The sequence below is a fragment of the Corynebacterium glyciniphilum AJ 3170 genome (assembly GCF_000626675.1).
In the GTDB taxonomy this organism is placed as follows: Bacteria; Actinomycetota; Actinomycetes; order Mycobacteriales; family Mycobacteriaceae; genus Corynebacterium; species Corynebacterium glyciniphilum.
The window spans coordinates 3,102,268-3,120,128 of the sequence record NZ_CP006842.1 but is presented as its reverse complement, the minus strand read 5'-3'; the positions used below and the strand labels follow the sequence as shown (position 1 = coordinate 3,120,128).

The following is a 17,861-nucleotide window of genomic DNA, read 5'->3' as shown; positions in this document are numbered from 1 at the left end:
ATGGGCAGGTGCGCCGGGCAAGGCTACGGGAACCGTGGGTCTTCGCGCATATGGGAGTGCGCGCGGGTACAACACTTTCGGGTGTGGCCGAGCGGTGCCTGTGTCGGCGCATCGTGCAGGACGTCCGACATGAGGAGCAGGTCGAATGGGCCTGCACAGGCGCCAGGAAACAGGGTGATGCCGTCGACGACGGGCGTGGAACTGGTACCCGCGCGAACAGCGGCCTCGGCGAGTGGCCTGTATGCCCCGAGGGGGTAGCGGGCCCGCGGGTCACCGGGAGTCCACAGTGCGCCGGCGACTCGGTAGGTGCCGAGTTCTTCCCGGGCGAGGTGCGCACCGAGGGAGCCGTCGAGCGTGGGGTCGAGGTGTTCGGTCTGCTCGAACAGCAGGATCCGCTCGCCCGGATGGCAGGCCGCGAGCTGGCGGAGGTTGTCGAACTGGGCCCGGTCACGGACGGCGAGGTCCCGGTGGGCGCCGCCGCTGTCCCCGTCGCCGAAGACGTCCAGCCCGCCGAAGGTCACCCGCCGTGAGGACGGGACGCCGGCGTTGTGTCCGCGAAGCCACCGCAGCAGCGCGGCATTGTGCGCCAGCGGGGTCCGGAACCAGGACCACATCGCGGTGACCACATCGTCCGGGGGATCGTCAGGCCCGTGACCGGCGAGGTAGCGGTCGACTGACTGGGCCGCGTCGACATTGGTTTCTGCCGCGATCAGCTGAAACCAGCCTGAGCGCACACCGTGGATGATCACGGCGTTGCGGGCTGACAGGTACTCGGCGCAGTTGTGTAGGCCTTCGGCCCAGCCGACGACGCGTGCATCGGCGACGAGGGTCTCGAGGGCGGGGATGCTGGCGGGGTCCAGGACGGGAAGGAGGCTCCCGTCAGTCACAGCGGGGACTCACCCTCGGCTGCGGACTGCAGCAGCGGCAGGTAGTTGTCGAGCATCCACGGCAGGCTCAGGACCGAGATTGCACTGGTGGCGTACACCATCGGTGGGTCGGTCAACGGCACATAGCCGCCACGTTCCACGGCGGGGATGCGGGCGAACCCGGGGTCGGACTCCAGCGATTCCCGGATATCCTCGCTGAGGTACCAGGAGACCAGGACGTCGGAGTCTATCGACGCCCAGTTCTCCTTGCTGACCTGCACGGCGAAGGAGTCTCCGGTGCTCGGGACGCTGGGGGCGACGGTGAAGCCGAGCTGTTCCAGCAGACTGATCCGTGAGTCGGTGGCGAGGTAGGTGTTGAGACCTTCGTTAGTGGTGCCGGAGGCGAAGGCGATGGTCTTCCCCTCGAACTCGGGGTGCTCCGCCTTGGCGTCGGCGATGAGCTGGTGGGTGTCCTCGACAAGCTTCTCGGCCTGGTCACTGCAGCCGAGTGCCTCGCCGACGATGGTGGTCTGATCCTCCCAGCTGGTCTGCCATGCCTCGCCGGGGTAGGCGACGGTGGGCGCGATGTCGCTGAGTCGCGAGTACTGGTCGTCGGTGACCCCGGAGTTGACGGCGAGGATCACGTCCGGCTCGAGATTGAGGATGTCTTCGTAGGGGAGGTCGTCCGATGTGGCGTCGAGCAGTTCGGGGCCAGTGCTGCTGTCATTACTGTCGATGTGTTCGCGGTCCCAGGGCAGGATGCCGGTGCCGTCCGTGGTGTCGCTGCTCATGTCCGGCATACCCACGGGTGTGACGCCGAGAGCGAGGGCGACGTCCTGGCTGCCCCAGCCGATGGTGACCACGCGTTCGGGTTCTTCATCGATCGTCGTGGAGCCGAGGGCGGAGTCGATGGTGACGGGGAAGGACGACGAGCTGGCGCCGGAGTCGCCGGATGTACGTGAGTCGTCGGAGTCGCCGGAGTCACTGGAACAGGAGGCGAGTGAGACGGCGAGGGCGCTGGCGCAGACAACTGCCGAGAGACGGCGTACGGGTGCGGGCAGGGTGATGGTCATGGGGATCCTCGGTGATGAACGGATGGAATTCTTAAAAGGATAGCCTAAACTATTGTTTTGAGGTGCTCAGTGGTGACATCTGTCATGAAAACCACGTGACATCCGCGGTGCAGCTCATGACAAACGCCTCTACCTGCTGCGTTGTTCTCCCGGCAGGATCGATGTCATGACCACGACACCAGCCATCAGCGTTCAGGACCTGACACGGACCTACCAGTCGAAAAAGAAGAAGGACGCCTACACCGCCGTCAAGGGTGTCTCCTTCGACGTGCGGCCGGGTGAGGTCTACGGACTACTCGGCACCAACGGCGCCGGGAAGACCTCCACCCTCGAAATCGTCGAGGGCCTTGCCGCCCCGACGAACGGCACCGTCCGCGTCCTGGACAAGGACCCGGTCGCCGCCCGCGCGCAGATCCGTCCCGAACTTGGCATCATGCTGCAGTCCGGCGGCCTGCCCAAGGAGCTCACCGTTTCCGAGACGATGCGCATGTGGGCCGGCACGTGCTCCACCCCGCTGCCCGTCGACGACGTCCTCGGCGAAGTTGACCTCAACCACCGCACCGACGTCCGCGTCGGCTCGCTCTCCGGCGGTGAGCAGCGTCGGCTCGACCTCGCCTGTGCCCTGCTCAACGATCCCAGCATCATCATCCTCGACGAGCCGACCACCGGCCTCGACCCGGAGTCCCGCAGTCGGACGTGGGAGCTGCTCGCCACGCTGAAGAACCGTGGCGTGACGATGATCCTCACGACCCACTACCTGGAGGAGGCGGAGCGGCTCGCCGACCGGATCGCCATCATGAACAACGGCGTCATCGCCGTGGAAGGACGGCTGGACGAGCTCGCCGCGACCGAAGGCGCCGAGATCAGCTTCACCCTGCCACAGTCCGGAGCCGCCGGAAGTGGTGGCCGCATGCAGGACATCTTCCCGTCCTTCCCCGGGGCGCAGGTCACCAGGGACGGCGAACAGTTGCGGATCGAGACCTCGCGACTGCAGGAAGACACCCACAGGCTGCTGGACTGGGCCGCCACCAACAACGTCTCCCTCGGCCACTTCTCCGCCCGCCCTGCCAGCCTCGAACGCGTCTTCAGCAAGATCGCCGGCACCGACACCTCCGTCTGAAAGGACCAGCCATGAGTACCGCAACAGCCCCCACCACCGACCGCACGCCCACCCGCACCGGCGGTTCGCCGGTCACACGTTTCATCGCCCTGGCACGGGCCGAGACGCTGCAGTTCCTCCGAAACAAGACGTTGCTGGTCAACGCCACCCTTGTTCCCATGGGTTTCGGTATGGCGATGTACTTCATTCTCTCCGGGGACGACGAGCAGTCGAAAATCGAGGCGAGCGCGATGGCCATGGAGTACTTCCTGCTCTTCGCGTTGATGTTCGTGCAGTTCTACACCGTGCTGTCCATGGTCACGACCCGACGTGATGAAGGCGTGCTGAAACGGCTGCGCACCGGCGAAGCCCGGGACACCGAGATCCTCGGCGCTTCGTCCTTCCCCGGAGCCGTGCTGACCATCCTCTTCACCGTCGTAATGTCCGGACTGCTCATGGCATTCGGCGCGCCGGGTCCGGTCAATGTGGTTCCTATCATCGTCGCTGTCCTGCTCGGACTCGTCGTGACCAGTGGTCTGGCCCTGGTCACCAGCGGATTCACCAAGAATCCGGAGGCTGCACAGATCACCTCCATGCCGGTGATGTTGCTGATGTTCGCCACCATGGGCAACTTCCGTCAGCTGTATCCGGAAAGCGTCGACGACGTCCTCTCCCGGACTCCGTTCGCCCTGATCTTCGACCTCGCCCAGTACGGGTGGGCCGGCAACACCACGGTGGACCGGATGAATGACGTGGCTCCGTTGACGTCCGGCGAAGTGATCGGGGAAACCTGGCAGATGATGCTCATTCTCATCCTCTGGGCCGCAGTCTGTGTCTGGGCGGGAGCGCGGTACGTCCGCTGGGACGTCCGGCACTGATTCTCCACTGATTAAATGGAGCACATGTCCACGACCCTCATCGACGCCGTCACCCGGCCCCGCCGTACGTGGCGGGGTCTCGGTGCGGGCGCAAAGCTCGCTCTGTACACGCGGCTGTCCATGCACTCTGTGATCGTCAGCATCGGTGTCGTCGCGATCGTTCTGCCCCTGCTGAACCTCAATCCGGATGTGCCGCTCTCCGGCCGACAGCAGTTGCTCGTCATCGGTCTGGCCCTGGTGTTGATGACGGTCACCTTGGTGATCACCGAGTACCGTCCGGAGTTCAACACCCGGGCGAGGCCTCAGACGCAGCGACTGCTGCTGGCGGCCGCGTTGCTGAGCTTCGTCGTGTGGGGCATGGGAGTACTCATGTACCTGCTGGGAGACGGTGCGCTGGCGCTGACCGGTATCTTCCTGATGCTCGTGGCCATCACGTTGGCGCCGCTGGGTGTATTGCCGTGGTTGCGGTGGCGCTGGCCTGTCACCCTGGTGCTGACCACCGTGACGGCAGTGCTGATGTGGTCGGATCTGATGTGGTGGCCGATGTTCTGGGGGACGTTCCTGCTCTGCACATCGACACTGTCCGCCTGGACGGTCGGAGTCGCCAAGCAGCTGGACCGTGCCCGCCTGACGGAGTCGGCGCTGCAGGTCAGCGAGGAACGCCTGCGGTTCTCCCAGGAACTCCATGACACCCTCGGGCAGCGGCTGGCGGCGATGTCGGTCAAGGCGGAGCTGGCCCGCGCTCTGGCGAAGCGGGACGATGACCGACTGGACGGCGAACTTGCAGAGCTGCAGGAGCTGGCCCGGACGTCGGTCACCGAGATGCATGAGGTCGTCGACGGTTACCGCGCGGTCAACCTGTCCACTGAGGTGGAGGGAGCCCGCCAGCTGTTGGACAGCGCCGGAGTCCATCTGGAGGTCGAGGGTGACCCGACAGAACTCTCGGCGCCGATGCGGGAACTGGCGGCATGGCTCGTCCGCGAAGGCACCACCAATGTGGTCCGCCATTCCTCGGCGACCCGGGTGCGGCTGGCGTTCTCGTCCGGTGACACCGAGTCCGTCCGGATGAGCAACGACGGCGTCACCAGAGGTATCGAACGGCTGTCAGGCCTGGCCGGTATCCGCCGCCGTGCGGAGCCGCTGGGAGCGGAACTCATCGCCGAACGCGACGGTAGCCTCTTCCACGTCACCCTCACCCTCAAGGAGCAGTCATGAGTGCAGACACCGTCATCCGTGTCGTTGTGGTGGACGACGAGTCCCTGGTCGCGAGTTCCCTGTCGACGCTGCTGTCGTTGGAGGATGACCTCGACGTCGTCGCGACGCTCGGCTCCGGGGAGGAAGTGCTCGACTGGTGTCAACGCCACCCGGTGGCGGACGTGGTCGTCATGGACCTGCAGATGGGCGGCATCGACGGCATCGAGACCGCCGAGTCCCTGCCGGACGGGGTGAATGTCCTCATCGTCACCAGCCATGGCCGTCCGCGCCAGCTCAAACGTGCCCTGGCAGGCGGGGTGCTCGGGTTCGTCCCGAAGACGTCCTCGGCGGGGGAGTTCGCCACGGCGGTGCGGACCGTCCACGCCGGGCGTCGTTATCTGGATCCGGAGCTTGCGGCGGCGGCGATCGGGGTGGGGGAGTCACCGTTGACCGAGCGGGAAAGCCAGGTCCTCGAGGTCGCGGGTCAGGGCGGGTCAGTGGAGCAGATCGCCGCCGCGGTGCATCTGGCGGCAGGGACAACCCGCAACTACCTGTCGTCGGCCATGGGGAAGACGGGAGCGTCCACGCGTTTTGAGGCGTGGCGCATCGCCCGCGAGCGTGGCTGGTTGTGATCCCGGGCATGTACCGGACGCTCCGGGCAGCGGCCGGACGCTTTCCCTCGTAAACTGGCCGCCATGACGCCGAGCCAGACCGAACCGTTCATTTCCGCCAAGGACCTCTTCGAGGCCAGTAGCCGTGGCGAGCCTGTCACCGTCCTCGACTCCGACTGGGAGTGGGGCGAACATGCCGCCTGGAATCTGTACGTGACCAGGCATATTCCGGGATCCTTCTTCTGTGACCCGGGCACCATGCTCTCCGGTTCACCGTCCGCGGAAGCCGGCCGGAATCCGCTACCGAACAAGCACGTCCTACAGCATTACGTCGATGACTGGGGCATCCAGCCCGGCCTGCCGGTGCGTATCTATGACCGGGGTGGGCTGATCTACGCCGCCCGCGCGTGGTGGATCCTGCGGTGGGCCGGGGTCACGGACGTCCGGATCCTGGACGGCGGGACGCCTGCCTGGCTCGCCGCGGGGGGTGACATTGCCGCCGGGATCGGTTGTCTGCGCGGCCGCGGGACGTTCGAGGTGCTGGCAGGTGGTGCGCCGACGATGCCCACGGCCAACCTGGAGGACGTCATGGAGATCTCCGCGACGGCGACGACCGGTGCCGCCGCGCCGTTGCTGATCGACACGCGCCCCGCGGACCGTTTCGAGGGACGACGAGAGCGGTTGGACCGCCGCGCCGGCCACATCCCCGGGGCGATCGGGGTCCCGGTCTCCGAGCTTCTGGACGAGGGTCGTGTCCCGCCGCCGGAGATCGTGCGCGAGCGTCTCGCGGGGCACGGCGTCACCGGCGACGACGTCGCAGCGGAGACGGTTGTCTACTCCGGGTCCGGGGTGAGCTCCGCGTTGTTCATCGCGCTGATGGAGCACGCCGGCCTGCCGGTCGCGCGGCACTATGTGGGCGGATGGTCGCAGTGGGCGTCCGACCGTTCACGTCCCGCAGCCCTGGGGTAGAACTTTTCACGGCGAAATAATGCGGTTACGCCGCGCCGGAGGTGTTTGACGGTTTATCCTTTTGCCACCGCCACACATCACCGCAACAGGATACGGAGGCCCCATGGAGGACACAGGGGACACAGGGGACGCAGGGAAGTCGAGCGCGCCGAAGACCAGGGACACCAGGGACACCAGGGACACCACGGATACCGCCGACGCCACCGGCACGGCCGGTCCCGGACGGCGCCTGGGAACGCTTGATGTCGTGACCCCCATGCCGGGCACGGTCGCCCCGCTCTCCGCAGTGCCTGACCCGCTGTTCGCCGCCGGCACCGTGGGGCCGGGGATGGCGGTCGTCCCGGACCCTGGAGTCGAGTACGTGACCGTTTGCGCGCCGGTGGAGGGTGTGGTCACCCGGTTGATGCCGCACCTCTTCCTCATCCTCACCGACGAGGGGCTTCCAGTGCTGGTGCACATCGGCATCGACACCGCACAGTTGGACGGTCAGGGCTATTCACTGCACGTGGAGCAGGGGCGCCGCGTGCAGGTCGGGGAACGGATCACCACCTATGCCCCGCTGTCCATCGGCCGTCTGGGGTTCGACCCCATCGTGTCCGTGGTGATGATGCAGCAGGACGGCGGCGTCGAGGAGGGGCTGATGCCGGGGGAGCCGTCCGAACCGGGGGACGTGTTGTTCCGGTTCTGACCCCGGCAACGCCTATGCTGGTGCCATGCTCCGTCGATTCACCACCGTAGCGTGCGTCCTCCTGATGCTGCTGGGGGTCACCCGCCTCGGGGACCGGGTGGATCCGCAGTGGGGGGAACTGATCTTCTACTCGTACTTCGGTGTGCTGATACTGCTGATGCTCAGCGCGATCGTCTTCACCGAGCGAGGCTACTTCGGTCCGGCCCGGCATCCGGTCAACCGGGTGTTCACCGGGCTGAGCTGGGTGGGAACGATCGGTGCGGTCGTCCTGATGCTGGAACTCGTCCTGGGCAGCGGGATGCTGCTGTGGGTCAACGTGATCGCCAGTGCCTGCATGTTCACCGGCATTGTCGGTGCCGCGGTTGTGGCGTTGTCCGCCCGGCCGTGGCGCGACCTGTTCTACTCGCGACGCCCCTGACCTGTCTCTGGCGTAGCCTCACAGCCCGTGCTTGGCGGCAATGATCCCGCCCATGGTGTCTCGGGGCAGAAGGCGTGCGGCGGGGAAGGCGAGATGTGAACTCGACCCCGTGGCGTAGAGCGGGCGGGGGCGCTTGTCACCGACGGCCTTGAGGATCTCCGTGGCGACCTGCTCGGCGGAGATGCCGGTGGCCTCATTGTCATTGAGGTGGGTGAGCATCGTCTGGAACTCGTCGGCGTAGTGGCCGCCGTCATCGATGTAGATGGTGCGACGCTCCGACAGGCCGGTATTGATGGCGCCGGGCTCCATCACGCTGACCCCGATCCCGAACCGGCTGACCTCGCGCCGGGCGGAGAACGCGAAGGCCTTGATCGCGGCCTTGGATGCGCCGTAGCTGCCCCGGTAGGCCAGCGGGAAGCTGCCGAGCATGGACCCGACGAAGACGATGCGGCCGCGCCGGGCGTCGCGCATCTGCGGGAGCAGAACCTGGGTGAGCTGGACGTGCCCGATGACATTCACCTGGAAGAGCCGCTCGAGGGCGTCGCGGGGGAGCTCCTCGAGCGGGCCGTTCTGGCTCTCGCCGGCGTTGTTGACCAGGACGGTCACCGGTCCGGCGCCGAGTTTCTCCAGTTCATCGGGGACAGCGGAGATGGAGTCCGGATCGCCGAGATCCAGCGGGATGAGCTCGACGCCGTCGGGGGTGTTTGCGCGGGATGCATCGGAGTCGGGGTTACGGGAGGTGCCGATCACCCGGAACTGACGCTTCACCAGTTCCTTCGCGGTGGCCTGCCCGATGCCGGAGGTGGCGCCGGTGACGAGTGCTGTGTCGCCCTGCCGGGGTACGGGGAGCTTGGGGGTCCGGTAACGGGAGAGGAAGGATGTTTTCGCCATGCAACCAGTGATACCCGTTTCGTCGTTGTCCCGTGAGCCAGATCCTGGTTTGGGTTACCGAAAACGGGTTTCCGCGTCGGCGGAGCCTGGATTATGGCGCCCAGCCACGATCAGGTGGACGCGGGATGTGGGCGGGCTCGCGCGGTCAGGGCGAACAGTCCCGCAGCGAGACAGACTATCGCGCCGGAGACGGCGACCACGGCACCTGCGTCCTGCGTCGCGAGGACCACGCCACCGAGCGCCCCGGCAGCCGTGACGCCGAGATAGGTTCCGGAGGTGTTCAGAGCGATCGCGGCATCCGCCCCGTCACCGGCGGTCATGGAGAGGAGTGCCGTCAGTGCGGGCGACAGGGCGAACGCGCCGAGGGCCTGGACCGCGCCCAGCGCCACAAGCACAATGATCATGGCGGAGTCCAGCGGTGCCAGGGACCACAGCAGCCACGCTCCGAAGCACCCTGTGCCGAGAGTAAGCAGGGCCAGCACGATCGTCGGACGGGGGCCGATTCGGTCCGTCAGGACACCGCCTGACCAGACGCCGATGATGCCGCCGACACCGGAGACGGCGAAGGCGACCGCGCGTAGTTCGTGGCCTGGCGCGGCACCGGCGAGGAAGGGTGCGAGGTAGGTGAAGGCCATCATTGAGCCAGACATCGCCACCACATTCACTCCGAGGGTGAGCGCGACCGGTGGGGCGGTGAGCGCGCGGAGCTGGTGCGTCACCGGGATCTCGTCATCCCCCTGTACGTCGGTGACCATGGTCTTTCGGATGGCGACCAGCGCCACCAAGGCGCTGACGGCCAGTACGAGGAAACTGCCCCGCCAGGACCAGAGCTGTGCGACGGTGGTGCCGATCGGGACGCCGAGCGCGATCGCCCCGGTCACACCCATGGCGACGACGCTGATGTAGCGGCCGATCTTCTCCGCCGGGGCCTGGCGGGCAGTCCAGGAGAAAATGGCAGGGGTCGAGGCACCTGCACACAGCGCGGCGACTACGCGGAGGATCATGAGGATCCAGAACTGCGACGTGGCTGCGGCGGCAACGTTCGCGAGCGTGAACAGGGTCAGGGTCACGGTGAAAAGGGTGCTGCGCCGCACGCGCGTGAGGGTCACCGCGGCGACGGGCGCTGACAGGGCGACGGTCAGGGAGAACACGGTGACCAGCTGCCCCGCCTGTGGCTCGGACACGCCCAGGTCGGCGGCGAGGTCGGGGAGGACACCGGCAATCACGTAGTCGTCGGTGTAGAAGACCAGCGCGGTGAACAGAAGCGCGAGGAGCCAGAGAGGGAACGTCATGACGGGTGTCCGTGCGTCGTGTCTCGGAGGGTGTCAATCAGGAGGCTGAGCATCCCGTCAGGGTGGAGGTCGCCGTGCCCGGTGGTGACGTCGAAGGTCATGCCCACCATCAGGGACTTGACCGTCGCCGCGCGTCGGGGAAGTTCGTCGGCGGGGACGCTCAGCCCGGCGAGTACCTGCGAGACCACGGACTCCATGGAGCGCGACATCTCGTCGGTGATCTTGTGGAAAACCGCCTGTGTACGGGAGGCGAGCATGAACTCGCCGAGCACGACGTTCTCGCGTCGTCTGTCGTCGTCCAGCGGGAGAAGCTCGGAGAGGGCGTCGACGGCGCTGCTGATGGTGTGGGTGCCGGGATCTCCGGAGAGGTCGTGGCGGGTGAGGCGCTCGTCCATCTGCCGGCCGACGTGGACGGCGGCATCCGCCAGCAGGTCATGCTGGGTGGGGTAGGTGTGCCGGATGCTGCCGATGTTCAGGCCGCTCTCGGTCGCGACGTTGCGGAAGGAAAGTCCGTCGTGCCCGCGGGTGTCGACGAGTCGGAGGGCGGCGTCCAGGATCTGTGTTCGGCGCTGGTCGGGGTCCACTACTTTCGGCATGGGCGCTAATTTATCACATGTGTGATAAAACGTTGAAATCTACTTTATCCGCATGTACGCGCACTGACCCGCGATAGGCTCTGACCATGCGACCTGCCCCAGGGGAGGTCCTCCATTTCAGTGAGGACCCCGGTATCGGAGTCTTCGAGCCACATGTCGCTGCCACCGCACAGCTGGGTGAACCTCTGGTGTGGGCTGTAGGCGCGGCGCGTGCACCGGACTACTGGTTTCCGCGGGACTGTCCGCGAGCCATGGCATGGGTGACCTGCGAGGCTACGGCAGATGACCAGCGACGCATTATCGGTCCGGGCGGCGGACACCGGGTCCATGTCATCGAATACCGGTGGCTGTCACGGATGCTGGACACGCAACTTTTCGCCTATCGCTTCGATGCGCGCGACTTTGTGGAGTTCGGAACGCCGGTTCCACACGCGCACGTGTCGCGGACCGCCGTAGTCCCGTTGGGGCCGCCCGAATTGGTCGGGAACCTGGTGGAGCTCCATGAGCAGGCCGGGATTCAGTTGCGCTGCCTTCCGGACCTCTTCGGTTTCTGGGACGAGGTGGTATCTAGCACGCTCGGTTTTAGCGGTATACGGCTGGGGAATGCAGTCCGGGCTGAGGGGAGTAGCGGAAGTCCATAAGGTACTGTCGGATGGTAATGATGTCCCACGATGTTCCCGTTCTCACCATGTCCTGCACTTTCGGCTACCGGGACATCGTCGGGACGGTGGATACGACAGTGTCGCCGGGACAGATTGTCGCCGTAACCGGATCCAACGGTGCCGGAAAATCTACGTTGGTGGACACCGTCGCAGGGGAGCTGGAGCCTCTTGAGGGCACTGTCCGGGTGCGCACCTCTGACGGTGCCGTTGATCCTGCGTCACCAGAGGGGGCAGGAGCGGTCCTCCATATTTCTGAGCCGTCTTTCTTCCCGGACCTTACGATCGGTGAGCACGTCTCTCTCATGGCGCACCACGTCGGTCGTTCTGAGGAGGCGCTCCTCGTGGCTGTGGAGCGGTGGGATATCACCCAACTGCTCGGTAGCCTCCCCAGCCGATTGTCGAGCGGGCAGAGGCAGCGTGCCTACCTGGGTCTGCAGTTGGCCCAGAGGGCCGCTGTGACGACACTGGACGAACCTGAACGGCACCTCGACGCTGCCTGGATCGACGAAGTGTGTCGACGTCTGAAGGAGCGGTCTGAGGACGGCTCCGCGGTGATCGTCGCCACGCATGCTCCGCAGATCGCTGACATCGCCGATCGGGTCATCGCACTGTGATCATCGTCAGAGTCATCTGTTCCGTCCTTGCGGTAGCCATCCTCATCGGGGTGGCCGAACGTATTCTTCCGCTGCGGGCTGTTGAACGTGACAGATGGGAATGGCACTACCGGCCGCAGCGGATGTTCCCTGGTATTGACTCTTTCAGCGTCCGCCACGTCGCATTGTTCGGGGGGCTCGGTCTCCTGACCGGCTATGTTCTGGCGGAGTTTATTGGTGCAGTGATCGGTGGAATTCTTGTCGCCGCTACACGGTGGATCGTCGGTGTCATCCGGCGACAACGCCTTCCGCGCACGCTGGACAACGGCACGACCCGGGCGATGTTCTCCGCTTCCTCGATGCTCTTCGACTCGGAGTCGGCCGCAAACATCTACGCCGCCGGATGGTTGCGAAACGCCACGATCCACCCCCGACCTGTACGAGGCCCCATCCTGCCGGCATTGATGATCCGCAGGGTCTGCAGACGCTCCTATATTCCAGCGCTTTTCCTGGTGACCGTGTTGCTCGGCTATGTCGCGGTGCCCGCCTTCGACAACGGTGCGAGGATCGCGGTACTTCTCGCGTGGGCGGTGCTGTCATCGGCGGTGTGGCGCGCTACGAGCCTGGGCATGGCCGGTGAGATGCCGTGGCGAGGAGCAGTCCTCGGCGTCGTCACCGCGGTGGGAGTGGGCGCGCAATGGTTGTTGGGAGTGCCGGACTACCCGGTAGTGTTCGCTCTTCTCGCTGCGGTGACGATCATGTCGGGCGCGATCCTGCGGGGACGTCCGCGCGCGAATGACGATTTCGCGGTCATCGAGGACGGACTCTTCGGCGGAATTCCTTTCGGGATGATCGGCTACTGGTTCTCCGGGTGGGTCGCTGTGATCCCGGCGGTGCTGGCGGTTGGTCTCGTTCCGTGAGTGATCCTGGGGTGGGTTACCGGAATCGGGTCTCGCTGCCACGGAACGACTGATCCTGAAACCTGAACCAGGATCAGTCGACCCCAGGGGTCGACGTAAAGATCCGATGCCAGGCTCCCAACGCCACGGAGGGGGAGCAGGGGGAGCGACAAGGGGCCCGCAATCCGTCGATCCAGGTGTGACACATCACTTCTCCGGTTATACTGACCCCGATCGACGCATCATCCACAACTGAATCCGCCGTTCGCAGCCACTGTGGGAGAGGCCAGGCCCAGCGCCGGCCGCCGTAGGAGCAACACCTCCCCGTCGACACTCTCAGGCACCAGCACCATTGTGGCGAGGCAGCTCTGGAAAGAGCCGGTCACCGTCGTCCGTGACTCGGCCGCCGAAGGAGAAAAAGCTCTCAGGCACCATCGACAGAGTGGGGAGGGAGTACACCCGTGTCCGCACGACAGCACACAGGAAGAGACCCCCTGACACATGGCAACGCCCCACGACGCATTCCCGAACCGTCACATCGGCCCTGACGCCGACGCCACCTCGGACATCCTCACCACCCTCGGTTACGGCAGTTCGCAGGAACTCGCTGCCGCAGCCCTGCCCGCCAGCATCGCCCAGCAGGGTCCGATCGGTCTCGCTCCCGCGCTGGACGAGACCGAGGCGCTGGCCACTCTGCGTGGTTTCGCTGCGAAGAACACGGTGAAGAAGCAGCTCATCGGTGCCGGCTATTACGACACCGTCACTCCGGCGGTCATCCGCCGCAACGTGGTCGAGAACCCGGGCTGGTACACCGCCTACACCCCGTACCAGCCGGAGATCTCCCAGGGTCGGCTCGAGGCCCTGCTGAACTTCCAGACGATGGTGGAGGACCTCACCGGTCTGCCGATCGCCGGCGCCTCTCTCCTGGACGAAGCCACCGCCGTCGCCGAGGCCGTGCAGATGATGGCGCGGTTGAACACCAAGGCGGCGAAGAAGGGTGGTGTCGTCCTGCTGGACGCCGCCCTGCACGCCTCCAGCATCAACATCACCCGTGCCCGCGCCGCTGCGGTGGATATCCCGGTGGAGATCGTCGACATCACGGCGGAGACCGTCGCCGCCCGCGAGGACGCCCTCATCGGCGTCGTCGTCTCGAACCCGGGCACCACCGGTGGGCTGCGCGATGACCTCGGCGAGGTCATCGCCGCGGTCCATGAGCAGGACGGCCTGGTCACGGTCGCCTGCGACCTGCTGGCGCAGGTGCTGGTCACCTCGCCCGGCGAACTGGGCGCGGACATTGCGGTGGGCTCGGCGCAGCGTTTCGGTGTGCCGTTGTTCTTCGGTGGCCCGCACGCGGCGTTCCTGGCCTGCCGCGAGAACATGCAGCGCAAACTCCCGGGGCGCATCGTGGGTGTGTCGGTGGATGCGGAGGGCACTCCGGCCTACCGCCTGTCGCTGCAGACCCGTGAACAGCACATCCGCCGTGACAAGGCGACCTCGAACATCTGTACCGCCCAGGCGCTGCTGGCCGTGGTCGCCAGCTTCTACGCCGTCTGGCACGGACCGCAGGGACTGCGCGAGATCGCCACGGCGGTGCACGGCCGGGCGACCGCCCTGGCCGTCGGCCTGTCCGAGGCGGGGCTGACCCTGGCACACGACCGGTTCTTCGACACGGTCACCGTGCAGGTGCAGGACGCTGCGGCCACCGTCGCCGCGGCCTGTGACAAGGGTTTCAACCTGCGGCACGTCGACGACACCCACGTCGGCGTCTCTGTCGGCGAGTCGACCACGGACGGCGACATCGCCGAACTGCTGCAGGTCATCGGTAACGTCGCCAGCTCGGTGACGACCACGGAGTTCACCGCGCAGGACGGCCCGCTGTCCGACCTGCTGCGCACCGACGACATCCTCACTCACCCGGTGTTCCACTCGGTGTCCTCGGAGACGCAGATGATGCGCTACATGCGTCGTCTGGCGGACCGGGACCTGGCGCTGGACCGCACGATGATTCCGCTGGGCTCCTGCACCATGAAGCTCAACGCCGCGGTGTCGATGGAGCCGATCACCTGGCCGGAGTTCGCCGGCATCCACCCGATGGTCCCGGAAGACCAGGCCACCGGCTGGTGGGAGCTCATTGACGACCTGGAGGGCCGGCTGGCGAAGATCACCGGCTACGCCGCCGTGTCCGTCCAGCCCAACGCGGGGTCGCAGGGCGAGCTCGCCGGCCTGCTGGCGATCCGCCGCTTCCACGTCGCCAACGGCGATGACCAGCGCACCCTCGTCCTGATCCCGGCGTCCGCGCACGGCACGAACGCCGCGTCCGCCGCCCTGGCCGGTCTGAAGGTCGTCGGCGTGAAGAATGCCGAGGACGGGTCGGTCGACCTGGACGACCTCGACGCGAAGATCGAGAAGTACGGCGAGCAGATCGCCGGCATCATGATCACCTACCCCTCCACCCACGGCGTCTTCGAGGAACATGTCCGCGAGGTGTGCTCGAAGGTGCATGCCACCGGCGGGCAGGTCTACATCGACGGTGCGAACCTCAACGCCCTGGTCGGCCTGGCGCAGCCCGGCGAGTTCGGCGGCGACGTCAGCCACCTGAACCTGCACAAGACCTTCACCATCCCGCACGGCGGTGGCGGCCCGGGCGTCGGCCCGGTGTGCGTGGGCGAGCACCTCATCCCGTTCCTCCCCTCCGACCCGTGGGCCGACGTCACCGTGGAGCCGGATGCCCAGGAGGGACGTCCGGTGTCTGCCGCGAACCAGGGGTCGGCCGGCGTGCTGCCGATCTCCTGGACGTACATCGCGATGATGGGCGACGAGGGCCTCACCGAGGCCTCCCGGATGGCGCTGGTGAACGCGAACTACATCTCCCGCCAGCTCGCCGACAGTTTCCCCACCCTGTACACCGGCGAGAACGGCCTGGTCGCCCATGAGTGCATCCTGGACCTGCGCGACCTGACCAAGCAGTCCGGCGTGACCGCCGCCGACGTGACGAAACGTCTGATGGACTTCGGCTTCCACGCCCCCACGCTGGCTTTCCCGGTCGCGGGCACGCTGATGGTCGAGCCGACGGAGTCCGAGGACAAGCACGAGCTGGACCGGTTCATCACCGCCCTTCGCACCATCCGTGCGGAGATCGACGAGGTCATCGCCGGGGATGTCGCCGTCGAGGACTCCGTCCTGCGCCATGCTCCGTTCACCGCCGAGTCCGTCATCCGCGACGACTTCGAGGACGCTGTCTCGCACGGTCACTTCTCCCGCGAGAAGGCGGCGTTCCCGGTGCGCACACTGCGCCGCGACAAGTACTTCCCCGCTGTGCGTCGTATCGACGACGCCTACGGCGACCGCAACCTGATGTGCTCCTGCCCGCCGCTGGAGAACTTCGACATCGAAGCTGACATCGAGAGTGAGAACTGATGACCAAGCACACCGCACTGCACCCGGTCCATGAGAAGCTCGGCGCGAAGTTCACCGACTTCGGCGGCTGGGACATGCCCCTGAAGTACGACAAGGAGCTTGAGGAGCACCGCGCGGTCCGCGAGGCTGTCGGCGTCTTCGACCTGTCGCACATGGGCGAGGTCCGGGTCACCGGGTCGGACGCCGCCGCTTTCCTCGACCACGCGCTGATCTCCCGGCTGTCTGCGGTGAAGGTCGGCAAGGCGAAGTACTCCATGATCTGCACCGCCGACGGCGGCATCATCGACGACCTGATCACCTACGTTCTGGCAGACAACGAGTACCTGGTGATCCCCAACGCCGGCAACGCCCCCGCCGTCGCCGAGGCTCTGCGTGAGCGGGCGGAGGGCTTCGACGTGCAGCTCACCGACCAGACTGACGACATCTCGCTGATCGCCGTGCAGGGCCCGCAGGCCGCCGCGGTGATGCTGGAGATCGTCGAGGCGGTCACCGATGCCCCTGAGGCGTCGGGAGCATCGAGTGCCGACAACACCGTGGAGACCGCGGTCGCCGGCCTCGGCTACTACGCCGCCTTCCAGGGCACCGTCGCCGGCGTCCCGGCGATCATCGCCCGCACCGGGTACACCGGCGAGGACGGCTTCGAGATCTTCGTCGAGAACGGGGCCGACGGCGCACAGGCGACCGCCGTGTGGGACGCGGCCCTGGCCGCCGGTGAGCCCCACGGGGTCCGCCCCTGCGGGCTGGCCGCCCGCGACACGCTGCGTCTGGAGGCCGGCATGCCCCTCTACGGCAATGAGCTGAGCCTGGAGCTCACCCCGGTGGACGCCGGGTTGGGGATCCTCGCGGCGACGAAGTCCAAGGAGGAGTTCGTCGGGCGCGACGCCATCGTCCGCGCCAAGGAGGAAGGCACCACGCAGACCCTCATCGGTCTGGTCGGCGAGGGACGTCGCGCCGCGCGCGGCGGCTACGAGATTCAGGACGGCGACGGCAACCGCCTCGGCGCGGTCACCTCCGGCGCCCTGTCGCCGACGTTGGGCTACCCGGTGGCGATGGGCTACGTGTCCGCCGACGCCGCCGCCGAGGGAGGGGCCGCGGCCGTGGGGTCGACGGTGACCGTCGACATCCGGGGGAAGGCCCACCCCTACACCGTCGTTGCGCTGCCGTTCTACTCGCGCGAGAAGTAACATCCACCCTGACTGCAGGTCCTGTTCGGCCCCTGTTCTACGACCCTGAGGAGAAAACCATGACTGCACTGCCCACCGACCGCCTGTACTCCGAGGAGCATGAGTGGGTGAACTCCACCGACGTCTCCGAGGGCGACACCGTCCGCGTCGGCATCACCCACGTCGCGGCCGAGGCTCTGGGCGAGATCGTTTTCGTCGAGCTGCCCGAGGTCGGCACCGAGATCGAGGCCGGGGAGCCCTACGGCGAGGTCGAGTCCACCAAGTCCGTCTCCGACATCTACGCCCCGGTGTCCGGTGAGATCACCGCGGTGAACGAGGACCTGGAAGACAACGCCGGTGTGATCAACGACGACCCCTACGGCGAAGGCTGGCTCTACGAGGTGGCGGTGTCCGCTGCCCCCGCGGACGGCGACCTGCTCGACCACGAGGCGTACGCCGCGGCCAACCAGTAGTTCCCGGCTGCCGGGGGCTCCGCGCTGCCTCGGGCCGTGTCGGACGCTGTCCGAGATCGTCCGTCGTGGCTGCCTCGTT

18 protein-coding genes and 1 riboswitch are annotated in these 17,861 nt (G+C 66.7%); of the genes, 13 read left to right on the top strand and 5 right to left on the bottom strand.

Annotation, left to right across the window (positions count from 1 at the left end; all coding sequences use genetic code 11):
* Positions 1-23: 23 nt before the first annotated feature.
* The gene (locus tag CGLY_RS14625) at positions 24-887 is read right to left on the bottom strand and encodes an erythromycin esterase family protein (protein WP_038550344.1); all 864 of its coding nucleotides are present in this window, start codon (positions 885-887) and stop codon (positions 24-26) included.
* Entirely contained in the window at positions 884-1,939 is a 1,056-nt protein-coding gene (locus CGLY_RS14620; RefSeq protein WP_038550343.1) for an iron-siderophore ABC transporter substrate-binding protein, read from the bottom strand. Before CGLY_RS14620 ends, CGLY_RS14625 begins: the two co-directional genes overlap by 4 nt.
* A 166-nt stretch (positions 1,940-2,105) precedes the next feature.
* Here CGLY_RS14620 and CGLY_RS14615 point away from each other — a divergent pair, with 166 nt between their 5' ends.
* The 7 genes from CGLY_RS14615 (at position 2,106) to CGLY_RS14585 (ending at position 7,796) form a co-directional block, all read left to right on the top strand.
* Entirely contained in the window at positions 2,106-3,059 is a 954-nt protein-coding gene (locus CGLY_RS14615; protein WP_038550341.1) for an ABC transporter ATP-binding protein, read from the top strand.
* An 11-nt stretch (positions 3,060-3,070) separates the two neighbouring features.
* Positions 3,071-3,916: an ABC transporter permease gene (locus tag CGLY_RS14610; protein ID WP_038550339.1), complete on the top strand. Its 846-nt coding sequence runs from the start codon at positions 3,071-3,073 to the stop codon at positions 3,914-3,916.
* Positions 3,917-3,940: 24 nt separating this feature from the next.
* Positions 3,941-5,131, top strand: coding sequence for a sensor histidine kinase (locus tag CGLY_RS14605; RefSeq protein ID WP_038550338.1), 1,191 nt, complete (start codon positions 3,941-3,943; stop codon positions 5,129-5,131).
* A complete protein-coding gene (locus CGLY_RS14600; RefSeq protein WP_038550337.1) occupies positions 5,128-5,742 on the top strand; it encodes a response regulator transcription factor in 615 nt (204 codons plus the stop codon). Before CGLY_RS14605 ends, CGLY_RS14600 begins: the two co-directional genes overlap by 4 nt.
* Before the next feature lie 63 nt (positions 5,743-5,805).
* Positions 5,806-6,690 (top strand): sulfurtransferase, encoded by an 885-nt coding sequence (locus CGLY_RS14595; RefSeq protein WP_038550336.1) that lies wholly within the window; start codon positions 5,806-5,808, stop codon positions 6,688-6,690.
* Between the two features lie 103 nt (positions 6,691-6,793).
* Positions 6,794-7,378 carry a PTS sugar transporter subunit IIA gene (locus tag CGLY_RS14590; protein WP_081803955.1) on the top strand — a complete coding sequence of 195 codons (585 nt, stop codon included), beginning with the start codon at positions 6,794-6,796 and terminating at the stop codon, positions 7,376-7,378.
* Positions 7,379-7,403: 25 nt separating this feature from the next.
* A complete protein-coding gene (locus tag CGLY_RS14585; RefSeq protein WP_052540306.1) occupies positions 7,404-7,796 on the top strand; it encodes a hypothetical protein in 393 nt (130 codons plus the stop codon).
* A gap of 18 nt (positions 7,797-7,814) precedes the next feature.
* Here the strand turns inward: CGLY_RS14585 and CGLY_RS14580 are convergent, their stop codons facing one another.
* From CGLY_RS14580 to CGLY_RS14570, 3 genes are all read right to left on the bottom strand, one after another.
* Complete coding sequence (locus CGLY_RS14580; RefSeq protein ID WP_038550335.1) at positions 7,815-8,687, bottom strand: SDR family oxidoreductase; 873 nt, start codon at positions 8,685-8,687, stop codon at positions 7,815-7,817.
* 110 nt (positions 8,688-8,797) lie between these two features.
* Positions 8,798-9,979 carry an MFS transporter gene (locus CGLY_RS14575; protein WP_038550333.1) on the bottom strand — a complete coding sequence of 394 codons (1,182 nt, stop codon included), beginning with the start codon at positions 9,977-9,979 and terminating at the stop codon, positions 8,798-8,800.
* Positions 9,976-10,575 (bottom strand): TetR/AcrR family transcriptional regulator, encoded by a 600-nt coding sequence (locus tag CGLY_RS14570; protein ID WP_038550332.1) that lies wholly within the window; start codon positions 10,573-10,575, stop codon positions 9,976-9,978. Before CGLY_RS14570 ends, CGLY_RS14575 begins: the two co-directional genes overlap by 4 nt.
* Before the next feature lie 86 nt (positions 10,576-10,661).
* Between CGLY_RS14570 and CGLY_RS14565 the strand changes: the two genes are divergently transcribed.
* The 6 genes from CGLY_RS14565 to gcvH all read left to right on the top strand — a co-directional run bounded on the left by CGLY_RS14565 (position 10,662) and on the right by gcvH (position 17,782).
* Positions 10,662-11,216 (top strand): DUF6886 family protein, encoded by a 555-nt coding sequence (locus tag CGLY_RS14565; RefSeq protein WP_038550331.1) that lies wholly within the window; start codon positions 10,662-10,664, stop codon positions 11,214-11,216.
* An 11-nt stretch (positions 11,217-11,227) separates the two neighbouring features.
* Complete coding sequence (locus CGLY_RS14560; protein WP_081803954.1) at positions 11,228-11,851, top strand: ABC transporter ATP-binding protein; 624 nt, start codon at positions 11,228-11,230, stop codon at positions 11,849-11,851.
* Positions 11,848-12,750, top strand: coding sequence for a hypothetical protein (locus CGLY_RS14555; RefSeq protein WP_038550329.1), 903 nt, complete (start codon positions 11,848-11,850; stop codon positions 12,748-12,750). The genes CGLY_RS14560 and CGLY_RS14555 overlap by 4 nt, the downstream gene beginning before the upstream one ends.
* 337 nt (positions 12,751-13,087) lie before the next feature.
* Positions 13,088-13,180: riboswitch (glycine riboswitch) on the top strand.
* 50 nt (positions 13,181-13,230) lie between these two features.
* The gene (gcvP, locus tag CGLY_RS14550; protein WP_038550327.1) at positions 13,231-16,146 is read left to right on the top strand and encodes an aminomethyl-transferring glycine dehydrogenase; all 2,916 of its coding nucleotides are present in this window, start codon (positions 13,231-13,233) and stop codon (positions 16,144-16,146) included.
* A complete protein-coding gene (gene gcvT, locus CGLY_RS14545) occupies positions 16,146-17,330 on the top strand; it encodes a glycine cleavage system aminomethyltransferase GcvT (protein WP_038550326.1) in 1,185 nt (394 codons plus the stop codon). The genes gcvP and gcvT overlap by 1 nt, the downstream gene beginning before the upstream one ends.
* Before the next feature lie 59 nt (positions 17,331-17,389).
* Positions 17,390-17,782, top strand: a complete 393-nt coding sequence (gene gcvH / locus CGLY_RS14540; protein ID WP_038550324.1) for a glycine cleavage system protein GcvH — start codon at positions 17,390-17,392, stop codon at positions 17,780-17,782.
* Positions 17,783-17,861: the final 79 nt, after the last annotated feature.